Raw genomic sequence first — 16,077 nt, 5'->3', positions numbered from 1 at the left:
CCGCGAGGCTCGCGGCACGGGCCGGTGCGTTACAGGTTCCCGCTGCGCCGCAGGCCGGCCAGGGCGACGATCCCGGGCAGGACCGGCAGCCAGAAGCTGATCACCCGGTAGACGAGGACGACGGCGAGCATGGTCGCGGCGTCGCCGCCGGCGGCCGCCAACCCGAAGGCCAGTGCGGGTTCGAGCGCGCCCACCCCGCCGGCCGTCGGCGCCGCGCCCGCCACCATGGAGCCGACGAGGTAGACGGTGGCCACCGACATCACCGAGATGCTGGCCCCGAATGCCCACACCGTGCAGGCGAGCGCCAGGATCTGGAACACGCGGGTGCCGGCCTGGGACAGCAGCAGGACCGTGGTGCGCCCGGGGGAGTGCGCGAGGACCGACACGTGAGCGCGGAAGGCCCGGACGGCGGGCCGCGCCATCGCCCGCACTCGCGGGTGGGCGACGGTCCCGGTCACGAGCGCGCAGACGACCATGCAGCCGAGCAGGACCGGCCCCGCGCCGATTCCGTCGAGGGTGGATCGGACGGGGCTGACCACCGCCTCGCCGATCCCCGAGCCGCTGAGCGTCCCGGCCACGATGACGATGCCGGCCAGGTGGGTGATCGCGCCGGCGGCCTTGATCGACGCGATGGCGGCGAGCGCCGCGGGCCGGGTCATCCCGCGCTTCTCCAGGAACCGCAGATGGACCGCGATGGCGCCGAGGCCGGCGGGGACGATCCGGTTCGTCGCCGCGGCCGCCACCTGGACGCCCGTCACCGTGCGCAGCTCCACCCGCAGGCCGCTGGCCGCCCGCATCGACAGGCCGTTGGCGACGTAGAACAGCGCCGTGCAGCAGGCGCACGCGGCGAGCCAGTGCCACCGCGGGGCGGGCACCCCGGACAGCCGGGAGACGGCGTCCCCGCGGAAGCGTACCGCCAGCACGACCAGCAGCGCCGCGACGACGATCCCGCACACCAGGGGCCGGCGCCGGGACCGCGCCAGGCCGACGGCGAGGGGCTCGGCAAAGACGTGACGGTCAGGGTCGATGACCCCGGCCGGGTGCTCCGCCAGCGCGGCCCCGGCACCCTCGGGCCTGGCCGGGCGGCGGCGCTGGCGGGGCAGCGCCTCGGGCTGGTCGATCGGAACAGCGGCGCTCTCCGCGTCGAGCAGGACCGGGATCTCTATGACAACCCCCGTAGGGCCGGAGCAGTGGTCACGGTCGTGACGATGGAGACGCAGGTCACGGTACGCGAGTTGCCTGAACAACACCTGAAGCATCCGCATTGTCGGCCTGACTAACTCCGGTCGTCGGCGCATGGAGCGGACAAATCGTCCAATGGTGCCGGTGATGGCCACGCGGTCTGTGCCCCGCGGGGCCACGTACGAGACATATCGGGAGATATGGGGCGGAAAAGCCGCTTTTACACTTCCTCGGCCGATTCGGTCCTGGGTGCGTTCGGGACTCCGTCAGGAGCCGCAGGCCGCCTCCAGCGAATCCTCCTGGCGTGGTGGATCCGGCTGGCGGGGGAGATCGAACCAGACCTGCTTGCCCGGCCCCTGGTCGTCCAGGATGTCGACGACACCCCACTGCAGCGCCAGTGCGGCGACCAGGTGCATGCCCCGTCCGGACTCGTCGTCCTCCCCCGCGGGCTTCAGCGCGGGATGCTGCGCGGTCCCGTCGTCGACGGCGATGCGGATCCGGTCGGCCTGCAGCTCGACGGTCAGACACAGCGCGTCCCGGTCGCCGACGAACCGCACGGCGTTTGTCACGACCTCGCTGACGAGTAGCTGCGCGACCTCGACGGTCTCGGGGCGGCTCCAGGCGACGAGCAGTTCGGCGACCAGACGGCGGGCCCGGCCGGCGGCGCGGGGATCGGCGGGCAGGTCGAAGCGTGCGGTCAGTGCTTCGGCCACGCCTCACCTTCCGTGAAATCGGGCGGGACGGCTCCGTCGTCCGTTGCCGTCCCCGCGCCAGGCGAGGTGCCCGGCGACGCGTACGTGCCACACCGCTCGCCACCTCAAACCTGCACCGTCCGTGGCCCTCGGTCGCCTTGACGACCACGTGCCGCATCTGGATACCGCGCGGCGGGGCCATCCGGGGCGACGACGCGCCGCGGAACACGGCTCGGCATGCGGTGTGCAGCGGGGTCTGCCGGGGACTCAGATGACGTCGATGCCGTCCAGCACGGATTCGCGGCGTGCCAGCCAGGCCTGGGTCACCTCGTCTACCTGCGCCTGGTCGATGCGCGCGGCCGCCGCCGACAGCTCGGCCTCCCGGGCCGACGCGGTCCCGGGCCGATCCGGCTGGCCACCCGGCCGGCGAGGCGGTTCGGCCCGCCCGGGGCGCCCCGGGCGGGGATCCGGCCCGCGGCCCGGCGGGTTCGGCGTGCCGGAACCGCCCGCCCCGATCGGTCGGCCCCGGCCGGGACTCCCTGAGCGTTCCTCGCCCGCCGCCGCGCCTGCCGGGCTTCCGGCGGGCGCCGCGTAGGGCGATCGGCCGTTCGGTGGGGGCGCGCCGGTGGGGGGTCCGGACCGGGGCGGCGCAGGTGCCTGCCCTCGGCCCCGCCGTTCCCGCGGATCCGGGCCCGCCCGTCCGGGGCCGTCCTGCCCGGGACGACCGGGCAGATCGCCGTCCGCGTGCCAGCCCGCGGGCCGACGCTCGGGTGGGGCGTCGCCGCGGTGCGGCGGGCCACCGCCGAGCGTGGCGGACCGTTCGTGGTCGGCGCCTGCCGGCAGGGGTTGGCGGAGGCCGGCTGCACCGTCGCCTCCGACGCGGCCCGGTGGAAGCCGCGATCCCTCGTGGTTCGGACCTGCTCCCGGACTGGCCCGCATGCGCGGCCCCTCAGCCCGGCCGGGCCCGCCCGGTCCGTCCGGGAGGCCTGGGCCGTCCGGGAGGCCTGGGCCGCCCGGAAGTCCTGGACCGCCCGGAGCATCGGACCGGCCCGTTCCCGCCGGGCCGGCGTCGTGCCCTCGTGGCGGGCCGGACCAGTCGCCGGCCTGGCCGTCCACCGGGCCGCGGGCCGCCGGGCCGGCGGCGCGAGTCTGCCGCGCGTGCTGGGGTGGCGACCAGGTGCCGCTCGCCCGCGCCGACGCCATCTCGACCGGGCCGGAGATCGGCGGCGCGGGCCGGGACGCCGGCACGGACACCCGCTCGGGATATCCGGGCGGCGCGCTGTGATCGACCGGCCGGGGCTGACTCGGGAAGGCGTCCGGCGGGCCGTCCGGCCGCTGGCCGCCCGCCAACCGGGGCTGAGCGCCGGTCGGGCGCGCCGGGACATCGGCCGGTCGGCCGGCGGCGGGCGCGGGCGGCGCCAGGCCCGGCAGCGCCGGACCGTACTCGTCCGGTCGCTCCCGGCCGGCTTCCCCGGCGACTGGGAACGCGCCCGTGGCCCGCGGCTGCGCCAAGGACGGCCTGCCCGCCGCCGTGGGCGACGGCGCGAAGCCGGGTGCCCCGGACTGGCGCGGCGTCCCCGGCGAGGGCGGCGCGGTGCCGGGCAGATTGGGCGCGCCGGCCGACGGGTGGGCCGCCGTGCCGTTGGGGTGGGCCGCCGTGCCGTTGGGGTGGGCCGCGTAGTGGCGCCCCTGGGACCCGTCGTTGCGGCCGACCTCCGCGGCCGGGCGTCGGCCCGCATCGTTGATCCCGGGCAGCCTGGGGGTCGCGCCGCTCGGGCGGGGCATGTCGGGCGGTACCGGGATCCGCGGCGCGGGGCCTGTCGGCCAGGCCGGGGTCGGCTGTCCGGCCGCGACCGCCGGTGGGTAGCCGGCATAGCCGTCACGGGTGCGGTCCGGGGACCGATCGGCGTCGCCGGGCATGGTCCCGCCGTACGCCGCGACCGCCGGCAGGGTGCCGCTAGGCCGACCTGGGGTCGAGGGCTGCGGCGTGGGCGTGGGCGGGACGGGGCGGGCGGCCGGCGGCGGCGGGCCGGCGGGTCGGGTGCCCGGCAGGCCCGACTGGCGCGATTGCGCCGCGACGTCCATCGGGGGACGGCCCGGACCCGGCGGTGGGACATGGCCGCGGTCCCGCCCGGCGTCCGGGTGGGTTTCGATGCCGCGATCGTCGCGGCCCCGGCCGGCGTGAGTGCGACTCTCCTGGTGCCGACCTCCCGCACTGTGATCGTCGAAGCGCCGGTCGTCGGGCCGCCGGTCGTCGTAGCGCCGGTCGTCGAAGCCTTGGTCGTCGAAGCCTCGGTCCTCGGGCCGCCGATCGTCGAAGCCTCGGTCCTCGGATCGCGGGTCGTCGAAGCTTCGGTCGTGCAGGCTCTGGTCGTCGACGCTCTGGGGGGCGAAGCGCCGGTCGTCCGGCCGCTGGTCGTCGAACCTCGGCTCGTCGAACCTTGGCTCACTGGTCCGAAGCTCACCGAACCGTGGCTCACCGAAGCGATGGTCTTCGGCTCCGCGGTCGGAGCGGTCGTCTCGGCTGTGCTCCCGGTCGTCGTAGCCGGCAGGCGGCAGGGGAGGCGGGCGGCCGGTGTCGGGCGCGGCGGCCTGGGCGGCCGCGAGGGCGCCGCTCTCGGCCCCGGGCTCGTCGTAGCTCGGCTCGGCCTCGCCGTTGTGGGCACCGTCCCCGGCGTCCTGCGAGATACCGGTGATGGCCATGATCGAGGCGCAGGGCCAGAGCCGGTCGCAGCTCAGGCAGAGATCAAACTCGTTCGGTTGGTGCAGATCAATGAGCGTGATCAGGGAATGGATGTGCTCAATGATCTTCGGGCCGACCAGCACGGGCCCACGCGCGATGACGTCGAGCTCGGAGCGCAAACGCCCGTGATATTGCTCGACGTCGGCAAGGCGCGGATCGTCCATCACAGGCAGCATGCACCATAGCGGGCGAGAGGGTGCGAACGGCGTAGAACCATGGAGGGTGCCGTCACGGCTGACTCACAATCCGCATCCGATGGACGGTACGGGGCGGCGCTGACGGTCTTCTCCTCCTCACCTGCGGTGAGCGTGGTGGCGGACAGCCTGGCCGACGGGTGCGCGGTCACGTCCCGCCCGGGGCCCGGTAATTGCGGCGGTGCGGCGGGGCTAATCGCTGATCAGGAGCGGTCCGGCCGGACCTCGTCGGTGCGCCGGACCTGGCGCATCAGGCCCTCCTGAAGGCGGGCGAATTCCTCGATGTAGGGACTTTCGACCTGCCCGGGGGCACCTCCGGGCTCCTTGCCCGGTCCGGATCGATCGAATGGCTCGAATCCCGCGAACTGACCGCCACCGTTCGGTGACATCCGGTCGGGCTGACCGTCGAAGGCGGGGTAATGGCCGCCGGGCGCGGGACCGCCCCGGTCGGTCGGCGCGTCGTAACCGGGGCCGTACGGCGGCAGGCTGCCCCCGCCCGCCGCGCCGGCGCGATCCTGACCGTTGTCGAACGCGGGGTAATGCGTGCCGTTCTGGGCGGCGTTCCGCTCGGCGGAACCTCCGTCGTAGGCGAATCCCGAGCCGTTGGGGGTGGCGCTACCAGGGGCGATCGAGAGCGGGGCACCACGCAGGCCATCACCGGACGCGTCCGGCTGCTCCGGGGCCAGAAAGCTCTCGGTCGCCGGGTAGATGCGGGCGGAGAGGCTGACCGACATCGGGTCGCTGCCGTAGGTGATGACGTCGACCTGATCCTCCGCACTGATCCCGCCGTTGCGGGCCAGATCGACGAAGCGGAACAGATCGGCCCAGCGCAGACCATCGAGATCGACACTGATGCGCAATGCCATGGTGGTGCCCCATCCCTGAGGTTCGTTACGTGCCGACGGTTACCTGGGCGCCAACGGACGATCGAGAGGTGCCACGGCACGCCGCCCGTCAGCGCCAGCCCGGGCAGCGATGGGCGGCAGCTTATACCGCGTTGGGGGACCATTCCCCATCCGGGGAGGTTTCGGAGGGCTCTGCGCCGATAGTGCGCGATGCCGGCAACGCCGATTGCGTGCATCAACTCGTTACCCCAGGTCAATCGGTCGCACGATGCCGATCCGGGTCGGCGTGCCGGGATCGCGGACGCCGAGACCGCGGCGGCGCGGAAGGCGGACGGGCACCGGACGGTAAGTCCGAGAGGGACGGTGACCGGATCCACCAGGCGCGCGCACGGTGCGCGGTCCGCACGAAAGACCGCCGGGGGGTGCCGCGGGCCCGGCGTGGGCGGGTAGTGTCCGCCCTGTGAGCGTTGTGTCCGGCGGTGTCAACGGGGTCGGTGGCGTGGCCGGGGCAGGCACGCAGGCGGGTGTCATGCAGGCCGGAGCGCTGCCGATCAGGCTTCTCCACGACCGGGTGCTCGTCGAGCCCCGGGAGGACGCCGTGGACCGGCGGTCGAAGGCCGGCATCGTCATCCCGCCGACCGCGCACATGGGCAAGCGGTTGTCGTGGGCCGACGTCGTCGCGGTCGGCACCGCGGTGCGGACCATCCAGGTCGGCGACCGGGTGCTGTTCGATCCAGAGGACCGCGCCGAGGTTGAGCTGCATACGACCACCTACGTCCTGCTGCGGGAGCGGGACGTGCACGCCGTCGCGGCCGAGCGGCTCGACGACGGGCTCGCCGGTCTCTACCTCTGAGTCCTCGCCCGCTGAGGCTGAGTCCTCGCCCGCTGTGGCCTCGCCATCTCTGTGGCCTCGCCATCTCTGCGGCCTCGCCCCGGGGCGAGGCAACCCCGCCTGGTGCGCGTGCGCCATTCACCGACCACCCGGCGCCGCCCCCGGGCCCGAATGGTGTACGGTGCCGCATCGATCGGGATGGAGGCGATCCGCCCGGGTCGTGACGTCCGGTCGTGAATGTGGTGGGAGCGACACCGCGCCGACGGCCCCCTGTCTGGCCTGACGCGGTTGCGCCCCGTATCCTTCGCTCGGCTTTGGAGATCCGCGTTCCGGCCGGGACCCTTGGATGTGGCGGAGGCACCGGGAATGCGGACATAAGGCACTGCATCCCCCATCCTCGGGGTCATTGCGTACCGTAGCCAGCCGATGTCCGGGGGTGCCGTGTTGAATGGCCCCCCGTGTTCGGCGGGAACCACTACCCGCGGGTTGGCATAACCCCTGGGTTGAACGACGGCAGGGAAAGGAAGGAGACGCATGGCTCGTGACTTCGACGCTCGGCGAAGCACGGATGTCGAGGAGGACGAGCTCCAGGAGCAGAGCCTGGAGACGCTCAAGGCGCAGCGCGCGGGCGCTGCGGCGGACCTCGGGGACGACATGGACGCTCTCGAGGCCGAACTGGACCTGCCCGACGCCGAGGTCCGCGACGAGGAACTGTCGCTGCGGGTACTTCCTCGGCAGGCGGACGAGTTCACCTGCACCCAGTGCTTTCTGGTGCAGCACCGCAGCCAGTTGGCGGATCCGCGCCGCATCGTCTGCTCGGACTGCGCGGCCTGACAGGGCCGGGATCAGCGGCCGGCACGGTGCAACGCCAGGTGCGGCGGCCGACACGGGGGGCGTCATGACCGACCCGACGCTCCCGGTCGGCCCGCCGCCGCCCTCCTCCGGGCTGCCAGCACCAGTAACGCCAGCACCACCCGCACCACCCGCAACGCCAGAACTACCCGCACCACCTGCAACGCCAGCACCACCAGCACCGGGGGAGGGCCGCGACGGGGATGACCCCGGCGGGGCGCGAACCCACGCCGGGCGGCGTGCCGCGACCGCGTTCGTGACCGTGGCCGCCGTCCTAAGGCGCTGTTCGACGCCACCTACTAATCATTGGTCCGCTATCCGGGGTCATGGCGGGCATCCGCACTTCGACGTGTTGTTCGTCGCCACCGCCGGCCCCGCGTGGCCCCGGCGTGGGCTGACCGGCGCGGCTGCGCGGGATACCTGAACGCGGGCCCCCGGCCTGGTGCCCCCGTCCCCGATCCGCCCGCTGCGCCGGCGTTGCGGATGTCGGCTCGGGGACGGCCGCGCACGGCGAGTCGTCCGGGCCCGTCCGGCCTGCCCTGTCGCCCAGCCGGTAATGGCTGCGCCACCGGGGGACAACGGGTTGCCCATACGGCCGAGTAGCTGTACCACTACCGAGAGCAACTTGCCGTGGGGGTGGTGTGGAATGCTCGACGAACAGTCACTGGTGCCCGGCGCTGTCCCGTCTCGTCCCGTCGCACCCGCCCACCGGGCCCCCCTCGCCTCGGCCGAGGCCGTGCCCGGTCTGGACCCCATGCCCGGTCCGGACCCCATGCCCGGTCCGGACCCCATGCCCGGTCCGGACCCCGCGTTCGGTCCGGACCCCGCGCCCGGACCGAACGACGTCATTCCCGGTGCAGATCATGGTGTGGCTCATCCGGACGAGACGGTGTCCGGTCCGGACGGCCGTGCGGCGCCCCGGCCCGTCGCGGCCGCCGGCCTGCCCCTGGTACGCGGCCACTTCGTCGTGCCGACGCTCCCGTCCGACTGCCTCGACCGGCCCCGACTGCGCCAGGTACTCGACGAGGCCGTGACGCACCCGCTTACCGTGGTCCGGGCTCCGGCCGGGTGGGGCAAGACCACGCTGCTCGCCGGTTGGGCCGCGGCCCGGCCCGCGCGGCCACCGCTCGTCTGGATCCGGATCGATCCGGCGGCGACGCCGACGGTTCCCGGCGGTCCGACCGTGCCGTTGTGGCCGCAACTTCTGCACGGACTCGGCCGCGCCGGCCTCATCCCGGCCGATGCCGATCTCGCCCGTCCCGGCGCCGCCGCGGCGCACCACCCGCCCGACCGCGGCTACCGGCAGCTTGCCAACCTGCTCTCGGACCTACCGGCGCCATTCGTGCTCGTCCTGGACGACGTCCACCTCCTGCACGGGCGCAGTGACCTGGACGGGCTGGAACTCCTGGTCAACGAGGCCGGCGAGCGTGCCCGGACGATCCTGGTGGGTCGGGCGGTGCCGCTGGCGCTGCATCGGTTGCGCGCCGCCGGGCGGGTCACCGAGATCGATGCGGACGCGCTCGCGTTCACCCGGTCCGAGTCCGCCGATCTCCTGCGGGCACAGGGGGTGTCTGCGACGGCGGGACTGGTTGGCAGCCTGCTGCACGCCACCGAGGGATGGCCGGCCGGCCTGCGCCTGGCGGCGGGTGCCCTGGGCCGTGGGGCGGCGGCACGCCTCGGCGGCGCGCTCGACGCGGAGCGGGCCGGCGGCCGGACCGGGGGGTCCTCGCCGTGGGCGTCGTCGGCGTCCGCGCCGCAGTGGGTGCCGGTCGGGGGACGGGTGCGGGCCGCGGATCCGGATCCGCAGTCGGCCTCGCTGGCCGCGACACCGGAGATCGTCGAGTTCCTGCGTGCCGAGCTGCTCGCCCGCCAGTCCCCGGCGGTCCACCGTTTCCTGCTGCGCACCAGCGTGCTGGAGTCGATGACCGGCCCGCTGGCCGACGCCGTGGTGGGAGAGACGGACCTGGCCCCGCCGGCGCAGGTGCTCGCGGAGATCGCGCAACGGTACGGGTTCGTGGTCGCGCACCACGACGGGATCCGGTTCCGGTACCACCGGCTGTTCGCCGCGCTGCTGCGCTCCGACCTGGCGCGGGACCGCACCGAGGACGTCGACGAGCTGCATCTGCGGGCGGCGCTGTGGTTCGCCGCGCACCGCCGGCCGGCCGAGGCGGTACGGCACGCGGCGTGGGCCGGTGACTGGTGGTACGCGTCCTGTCTGCTCGTCGACGGTGCCGGGATGGTGGACGCGCTGTCCGGCGCCGCGCTCCGGCTCGAACCGACCCTCGCGGCGATGCCGGCGTCGTGGGCGTCGTGGGCGCCCGAATGCGCGCTGGTCGCCGCGGTCGGGCATCTTCGCCATGGCCGGGTGACGAAGGCGACCCGGTGCCTGGAGATGGCCCGCCTGGCGATCGCGGCTGCGGCGATCTCCCGGCGTCGTTCGCTGTCCACGCAGGCTGATCTCGTCGAGCTGCGCCGGGCCGAGTTGGCCGGGGCGGGCGAGGAGATGCTCGGGGTGGCCCGTCGGCTGCTGCGTGCCGGCCCGGACGCCGGCATCGGCCAGCGGCGGGGCTCCGGCCGGCGGGTGGGCGCGCCGTCGCGCACCGGCGTCCCTGCCCGCAGCGACGGGCAGGCCGCCGGGCCCGCCGATCGGCCCGCCGATCGGGACGGCCCGCCGTCATCCGCCCGCGTCGAACCGACCCCGGTTGGCGGCGAGGGTGGCTGGCCGGAACGGCCGGGCGCGGCATGGTCACCCGGCTCGCCCGGCCGGGACGACGATCGCCTCGGCGAGATCGTCACGGCGCTCGCCTGGTGCGGGCGGGGGAGGGCAGAGCTGTGGCTCGGTCGTGCCGAACCCGCGGTGGACGCTTTGACCGAGGCGGTCGAGGCTGCCCGGCTGGCGGGCGCCCGGGTGGTCGAGATGTCCGCGGCCGGCGCGTTGGCGCTCGCCTACGCGCTACGGGGCCGGCTTCGGCTGGCCGAGTCGGCGGCCGCGGTGGTGTTCGCCGCGGTCGGGGAGCCGAGCGATCGCCCCGGCGAGGCGACTCTTCCCAGCACCACGGTGGGGAAGGTCGGTATGACGATCGGTGCCGTCTCCGCACTCGCCGACGGACTTGGTGTGACGGAAGGTGATGCGACCGTCGCCGACTTGCCGGGGATGGCTGGTGCCGTCGAGGCGCATCTCGCGATGGCGATGGTGGCCATCGCCCGGGCCGAGGGGGAACGGGTGGTCGGTCATCTCCAGGCCGCCCGGTCCTGGCTGGGACCTGGGCATCCGCCGCATCTGCTCGATCTCGTCGTCGTGCTGGACGCGCGGTCGCGGTGCCGGCGGGGTCGTCCGGACGACGTTCGTACCGCCCGCCGCCTGCTCAGCGGGCGGGGCCGTCCGGCCGGTCCGCCGCTGTGCCTGTCGCTGTGGCAGGCCGTCGAGGTCGACCTGCTGCTCGCGGTCGGCAACGCCCAGGCCGCGCGGCAGGTACTGGGGCGCCCCGCGGACGGCCGCCGCCCGGACCACGTCCTGGCGCTGGCCGCGGCCCGGGCTGATCTTGGCTGCGCGGATCTGGACGCGGCCGAGAACGCGGTCGCCGGTCTGCTGCGTGCCGACGGCGGCGGGGGCGGTCCGGTCGTCGCCGCGTGCGCGCTCGCCGCCGTCGCCGCGGCCCGCCGCAATGATCATGCCCGGGCAACCGGACTGCTCGCCCGGGCCCTGGTCCTCGCCGAGGACGAGGGGTTGGCCGCTCCGTTTCTCGATCTTGGCGATGAGCTGCTGGCGCTACTCGACGCGCATCCGGGGCTGGCCGCCGCCCATCCCGAGTTCGTTGACACCCTGCGTGTCGCCGTGGCCGCAGCCGCGCCGGCGGCGAGTGCCGGGGCGTGGCGGGCGAGGCCCGGCGACCGATCGGGCGGTGGAGTCACTGCCGCGGGCGGCATTTCTGCGGCGGGCGGCGTTTCTGCGGCGGGCGGAGTCGGCGCGGTCGGGGGATTCGCCGCGCTCGGCGGAGTCGCCGCGCTTGGTGGAGATGGCCCGGCGGGCGGAGTCGGCCTCGTGGGCGGAGTTGGCCCAACCAGCGGAGGTGGGGCGGCCGGCGAAGCGACCACGCTCGGCGGAGGTGAGCCGGCCGGCGGGACGGGTGCGGCCGGCGGGCCGGGCGCAGGCGGCGCTGGGGCGGTCGCGGGGGCCGAGCTCCTGCCCAGGCCCGGTGTCGACCAGCGCCGGGTTGCGCCGGCGACCGGGACGCGGGGCTCAGGCGTGCTGGTGCCCGCTCCGGCCCGGTCGGTCCCGCCTGCCCGGCCCCCGGCGGCGGGCGGCCGGCTGCCGTGGCCGGCGCCTGGCGGCACGCCGTCCGGGCGGGCCGGCGCCGGCCCCGGTGGTGGTGGCGGCGGTTCCCAGCACAGCGGGCGGTACGCGTCGCCGCCCGGCCGGCCGGCGCCCGGGCGAGGGACTCCCGCCGTCGGCTCGCCCAAGGCGCCGGGCGCCGGCGGCCCGCCTGCGGTAGGCATGGACTCACCCCACATCAGGGGCGGTGGCAGCGGCCGCGCGGGTGCCTCGGTCGACTGGCGCGGCCGCCCGCCACCGCCCGGGGCCTCGCGGCCGGGCGTCCCGGGCGTCCCGGGCGGATCGAACGTCCCGGGCGGGACGGGCTCCGCGGCCAACTCGGCTCGGCACAGTCGGCGACCCGGCGGCGCGTATCCGAGTTCGCACCTGGATACGGGGGGCGACGCGTTCGGTGGCGTCCCGCGGACCGGGGCGGCGGACCGGTGGTCCCAGGAGCCAGGCCGGCGGCGGCCCGGTGGGGGTCCGGCGGCCGGCGACCGCCTCAGCGATCGAGAGCTCGCGGTTCTCAGCTACCTGCCGACGATGCTGACGACCGCCGAGATCGCGGCCGAGCTCTACGTTTCGGTGAACACCGTGAAGACGCACCTGAAGAGCATTTACCGCAAGCTCGATGTGCCGCGGCGCCGGGACGCGGTGCACCGCGCCCGCGAACTCCACCTGCTCTGAGACGGTCCGATGCGCTGAGACTGTCTGATGCGCCGATGCGCCGATGCGCCGATGCGCTGAGACGGCCTGAGGCGCTGAGACGGTGTGAGGCGGCCGATTTCCCGGACGGCGAACAGCCGGAATCCGGCGCCGGCGGCGAGCCAGGAGGTCGGTTGCCTCAGATCCCGGCTTCATCACGGGGCTCGGCCGGCTCGGCTTCGACCCGGTTACCGAAGACGTGTTGTTCCAGCGTGAGGTACGGACGCTGCGCAAGGTCCGGATACGGCTCCCGGAACTCGAGCGCGTCCGCGTCCGTGCCGGGGAAAGGGGCGGCGACGCCGGGCGCGTCCGGAACGGTCAGGGAATCGGGGGATGCGGGCCGCGCGGTTCCACCCCGCCGGCCGTCGGCCAGCGGGATCGTCCGACGCGGCGGCCGATCGCCCGCCTGGCCCCGGCCGTCGGCGTCGGCGGGCCAGCCGCGGAGGTCGGCGCCGCGTTCGCGAGCCGCGGCCCGCGTCGGCAGCGGCACTACGGCCCGGAGCACGCAGATGACCGAGGTGACGATCCCCGCGACCATCAGAATCAGACCCAGAACCGGGAGATCTACCCCGACCACTCGCCACGTCAGGGCGTATCGCAGCGTGGCACCCACCACAACCAGGAAGACCGACAGACCCAGGGTCATCAGTTGTTCACCTCGTTCGTCCCGCGGGCGGGGCGGCGGCGGACCGGGATGGTCGCCGGCCGCCCGGCTTCGGCGGGAGGGCATCGGTGGCGCGAGACCGTACCGGGTCTACGCGAATCCGGCGGGATGCGTCGTGGGCGTTGGACCTCGCGAGGGACCGGCGGAGGTGCACCTACCGAAACGGTAGGACGCCTATATCAATACCCTCGGTGACGATGGCCCATGCTAGCGAGGCACTTAGTGGGTGGGTGGTCACCCATCGTGGAGGGTGGCGGGCGGCGGGAACGTTTCGCGTCCGTCGCGTCGTCTGCCCGCCCGCCGGGCTGGATCCCGGCCTGCGCGAGGCGAGCGGGGGCCCGTAGGGCCCGCATACCGCTGGCGAGGTGGCCCGTTTAGGGGATGGTTCCGGGAGGGAAAAATCACGCGAAGTGGTCGCTTCACGCGCGAGGGTGGCGGTCCCGGAAATATATGGCCGGGTTGGGGGCACGATTCTCCCACCGAAGCGGTGGGTTTGGCCCGACTGCGAATGAGGGGCGCGGGCAACTGGTGGCGTAGCGAGGGAGGTGGGCCCTACGCTTGCCGAACATGTCCATCTTCACCGGAAATTCACCCGGTGGCATCGCCACAGCCGGGCTACCGCCCGGTTTGATTCTGAGTCTGACCCCCGGAGGCACGCGTGACCGACCGAGTTCCCCGCTCGACCGATGCTATCGGCGAGGACGCGCCCCATCGGCCGCGAATCGGCGTGACCGTGGACACATCCACCGAGATAGGCATGGCGGGTCACATTGCCAGGCGAGCCTCGGCGAGCTCACCCGCTCCGCCGACCACCCCACATCGCGCGGCGCCGGCGCCGGCGCGGCACCCCGCACCGACCACGAGCACGGGCAGTGCCACTGCTCGGCAATTGTCGCATCCCCGCTCCGGGCCCCCGATGACCGGGTCCCCCATGGGACGCGGTGAGGTCCCGGGCGCGCCCGCCGCCCGGACCGCGCCGGGCGCGCCGATGCGCCCGGGCATGGCCGCCCGCGCCGGCGCCCCGATGCCGCGGGATCTCGCACTCGGCGCGGCCGAGCTGCGCGGCATCCTGCGCGTCGTGGAGGACTGCGAGCGGGCCTCCTCGCTCGCCTCCTTCCGTGAACTGGCCCTCGACGGCATGGCCCGCCACCTGGGCTATCGCCATTCGGCCTTCTTCCTGGGCTCCTCGATCGAGACGGCGTTCCAGGACGCCCGGCCTACCGGCCGGGGCCTCGCCCTGCGCCTCGCCGGCCCGTACATGGAGCGCTACCGGGAGCTGGAGGCACTCAGCAACCCGGAGAGCCTGCGCTCGGTCCGCGAGCGTGGCCTCGCCACCCTCGACGACCTGGGCGTTCCGGAGCGTCCCGAGGTGCGGATGCGCCTCGAGCGCTTCCTGCGCGCGCACGGCATCCACGCCAAGCTGCTCGTGCGCCTGTTCGGCCCGTCGAACGTGGGCGCGCTCATCTCCCTGCTGGACTCGCGGCCGGGCGCGTTCGGCCCGCGGGACCGGGCGGTCGGCGCCGTCCTCGGCCGCCATCTCGGCAACCTGCTGCGCTTCTACATCCGGACCGATCCCGGTCCGTCCGTCGCGGGACGGCTGTCCGCCCGCGAGCGGGACGTGGTGCGACTCGTCGCCGAGGGCCGCTCCAACCGGCAGGTCGCCGAGGCGCTGTGCATCAGCATCGACACGGTCAAGCACCACCTCACCCACGCTCTCGTGGCGACGGGATGTTCGAACCGCACGCAGCTCGCCATTGCCTGGCAACGCGAGACCAGCGCGTTCGCGCCGCCCAGCCCGCCCCGGCCCTGACTCGCCGGTTGAGGAACTGATCCGACCGTCGGAAATTCCCGGCCGCGTCCAGACGCGACCGGTCACGGTTCGAGCTCGCGCGTGCGCGCCCCGCTGCCGCCCCGGCACCCTGCCCCTGCCCTTGCCGCCGCTCCCACCCCGGACCCCGGATGTCGGTCCTCGGGCCGCGGCGGCGGTCCTCACGCCGGCCGGTCGTCTACCGGCCGGCAACACGCCGGGCCTGCCCGGCACCCTGACCAGGCCGGACATGCCCGGCGAGGAGACCGGCCCGTGCCGCGACGGCGCGGGCGCCAGGTGCCCATCGACCCATGGGGCCCGCAGGCCGGTCGGCCCGCCCACAGGGCGGAAGGCCGGCGCACCGACGCGACGCGACGCGCCACGGGCGCGCCTCGACAACTGACTTCCGACGAACCGCGGGTGGCGCGGGCCGAGACCGGCCGCGCCACCCGCGGTCGTGTCATGTCCGGGGCTCGTACGGCCCGAGCAGCCCCGATGTCCCGGTCCACGCGCAGCGCGGCCCCCGGCGGCCGCCGATTGCTGTCTCCTGCCGTTCGTGCGGGCCGCCGCTACCCGTGGGCCGCCCAGGCCTGGCGTCGGCGGCCCCGGCGGCCACCTCCCTGCCTGCCCCAGCCCTGCGCGCCCGCTTCATCCCCGTGGGCGGGGCCAGGTTGGGATGGGCGCGGTCCGTCGGCGGGTCGGCTCCGGACCATCCCGCCATGGTTGGCGTGCTCCGAGATGCGCCCCATCCCGGGCCGGGGCCGGCGGCCGCGGCCCTCCGGTTGCCGCCGTCGTCGTGCGCCACCCCGTCACGGTTGATCCCTGAGTCACGGTCGATCCCTGACGGTCGGATGGCCGAGCAGTGGCTCGGGCGGTCACCCGCGGTGGTTCGACGCCGCGCCGCGCTCGCGTGAGCGCCGCGGACGCCGTCCGCCCTGCCCCGAAGACTGCGGCCGGCGAAGGAAGGCCAGGGCGGGCGGTGTCGGCGGGCTCCACCGGTCCCCGTCTCGTCCCGATTAACGTAGATCATTATTTTTATGGCTTCTGCGTAAGATGCGCGTCATGCCCCATCTGTGGGATGCTGGCCCTTGCCCGTCGTAGCAGGCTGGTCCGGTTGGGTGGCGCGGTGATGAACGCCGGCATCTCTCCGCTCGGCCCCGCTTGCGGTTGATGGCACGCTGTGACTAGGTTGACCCGTGTCCTTGCTAGCCGGGTGGGGCCCGAAGGGGCCACCCGACCGTCGGTGACT

The 16,077-nt window shown here is 74.7% G+C and carries 9 protein-coding genes; 4 read left to right on the top strand and 5 right to left on the bottom strand.

Annotated features, from left to right (window positions below; genetic code table 11):
* Positions 1-29: 29 nt before the first annotated feature.
* The 4 genes from AC5R91_RS12870 to AC5R91_RS12855 form a co-directional block, all read right to left on the bottom strand.
* A complete protein-coding gene (locus tag AC5R91_RS12870; RefSeq protein WP_495397387.1) occupies positions 30-1,265 on the bottom strand; it encodes a lysylphosphatidylglycerol synthase transmembrane domain-containing protein in 1,236 nt (411 codons plus the stop codon).
* 183 nt (positions 1,266-1,448) lie between these two features.
* Positions 1,449-1,895 (bottom strand): ATP-binding protein, encoded by a 447-nt coding sequence (locus AC5R91_RS12865; RefSeq protein ID WP_495397386.1) that lies wholly within the window; start codon positions 1,893-1,895, stop codon positions 1,449-1,451.
* Positions 1,896-2,141: 246 nt separating this feature from the next.
* A complete protein-coding gene (locus tag AC5R91_RS12860; RefSeq protein WP_495397385.1) occupies positions 2,142-4,781 on the bottom strand; it encodes a hypothetical protein in 2,640 nt (879 codons plus the stop codon).
* A 233-nt stretch (positions 4,782-5,014) separates the two neighbouring features.
* Positions 5,015-5,677, bottom strand: a complete 663-nt coding sequence (locus AC5R91_RS12855; protein WP_495397384.1) for a hypothetical protein — start codon at positions 5,675-5,677, stop codon at positions 5,015-5,017.
* A 439-nt stretch (positions 5,678-6,116) separates the two neighbouring features.
* Here AC5R91_RS12855 and AC5R91_RS12850 point away from each other — a divergent pair, with 439 nt between their 5' ends.
* The 3 genes from AC5R91_RS12850 (at position 6,117) to AC5R91_RS12840 (ending at position 12,339) form a co-directional block, all read left to right on the top strand.
* On the top strand, positions 6,117-6,509 hold the full coding sequence (locus tag AC5R91_RS12850) for a GroES family chaperonin (RefSeq protein WP_495397383.1): 393 nt from the start codon (positions 6,117-6,119) through the stop codon (positions 6,507-6,509).
* Positions 6,510-7,022: 513 nt separating this feature from the next.
* The gene (locus tag AC5R91_RS12845) at positions 7,023-7,322 is read left to right on the top strand and encodes a DUF4193 family protein (RefSeq protein WP_009740125.1); all 300 of its coding nucleotides are present in this window, start codon (positions 7,023-7,025) and stop codon (positions 7,320-7,322) included.
* Positions 7,323-8,208: 886 nt separating this feature from the next.
* A complete protein-coding gene (locus tag AC5R91_RS12840; protein WP_495397382.1) occupies positions 8,209-12,339 on the top strand; it encodes a winged helix-turn-helix domain-containing protein in 4,131 nt (1,376 codons plus the stop codon).
* 157 nt (positions 12,340-12,496) lie between these two features.
* Here the strand turns inward: AC5R91_RS12840 and AC5R91_RS12835 are convergent, their stop codons facing one another.
* The gene (locus tag AC5R91_RS12835; RefSeq protein WP_495397381.1) at positions 12,497-13,003 is read right to left on the bottom strand and encodes a hypothetical protein; all 507 of its coding nucleotides are present in this window, start codon (positions 13,001-13,003) and stop codon (positions 12,497-12,499) included.
* 949 nt (positions 13,004-13,952) lie between these two features.
* Here AC5R91_RS12835 and AC5R91_RS12830 point away from each other — a divergent pair.
* Complete coding sequence (locus AC5R91_RS12830; RefSeq protein ID WP_041938938.1) at positions 13,953-14,831, top strand: helix-turn-helix transcriptional regulator; 879 nt, start codon at positions 13,953-13,955, stop codon at positions 14,829-14,831.
* The last annotated feature ends 1,246 nt before the right edge of the window (positions 14,832-16,077 follow it).

Source organism: Frankia sp. BMG5.60 (assembly GCF_059428125.1).
The sequence above is the reverse complement of the archived record's forward strand: the minus strand, read 5'-3'. Positions and strand labels throughout refer to the sequence as shown.

Excerpts from the sequence above, each read along its gene's own strand:
- AC5R91_RS12870 (WP_495397387.1), bottom strand. The coding sequence starts at position 1,265 with ATGCGGATGCTTCAGGTGTTGTTCAGGCAACTCGCGTACCGTGACCTG.
- AC5R91_RS12860 (WP_495397385.1), bottom strand. The coding sequence starts at position 4,781 with ATGGACGATCCGCGCCTTGCCGACGTCGAGCAATATCACGGGCGTTTG.
- AC5R91_RS12855 (WP_495397384.1), bottom strand. The coding sequence starts at position 5,677 with ATGGCATTGCGCATCAGTGTCGATCTCGATGGTCTGCGCTGGGCCGAT.
- AC5R91_RS12845 (WP_009740125.1), top strand. The coding sequence starts at position 7,023 with ATGGCTCGTGACTTCGACGCTCGGCGAAGCACGGATGTCGAGGAGGAC.
- AC5R91_RS12835 (WP_495397381.1), bottom strand. The coding sequence starts at position 13,003 with ATGACCCTGGGTCTGTCGGTCTTCCTGGTTGTGGTGGGTGCCACGCTG.
- AC5R91_RS12830 (WP_041938938.1), top strand. The coding sequence starts at position 13,953 with ATGGGACGCGGTGAGGTCCCGGGCGCGCCCGCCGCCCGGACCGCGCCG.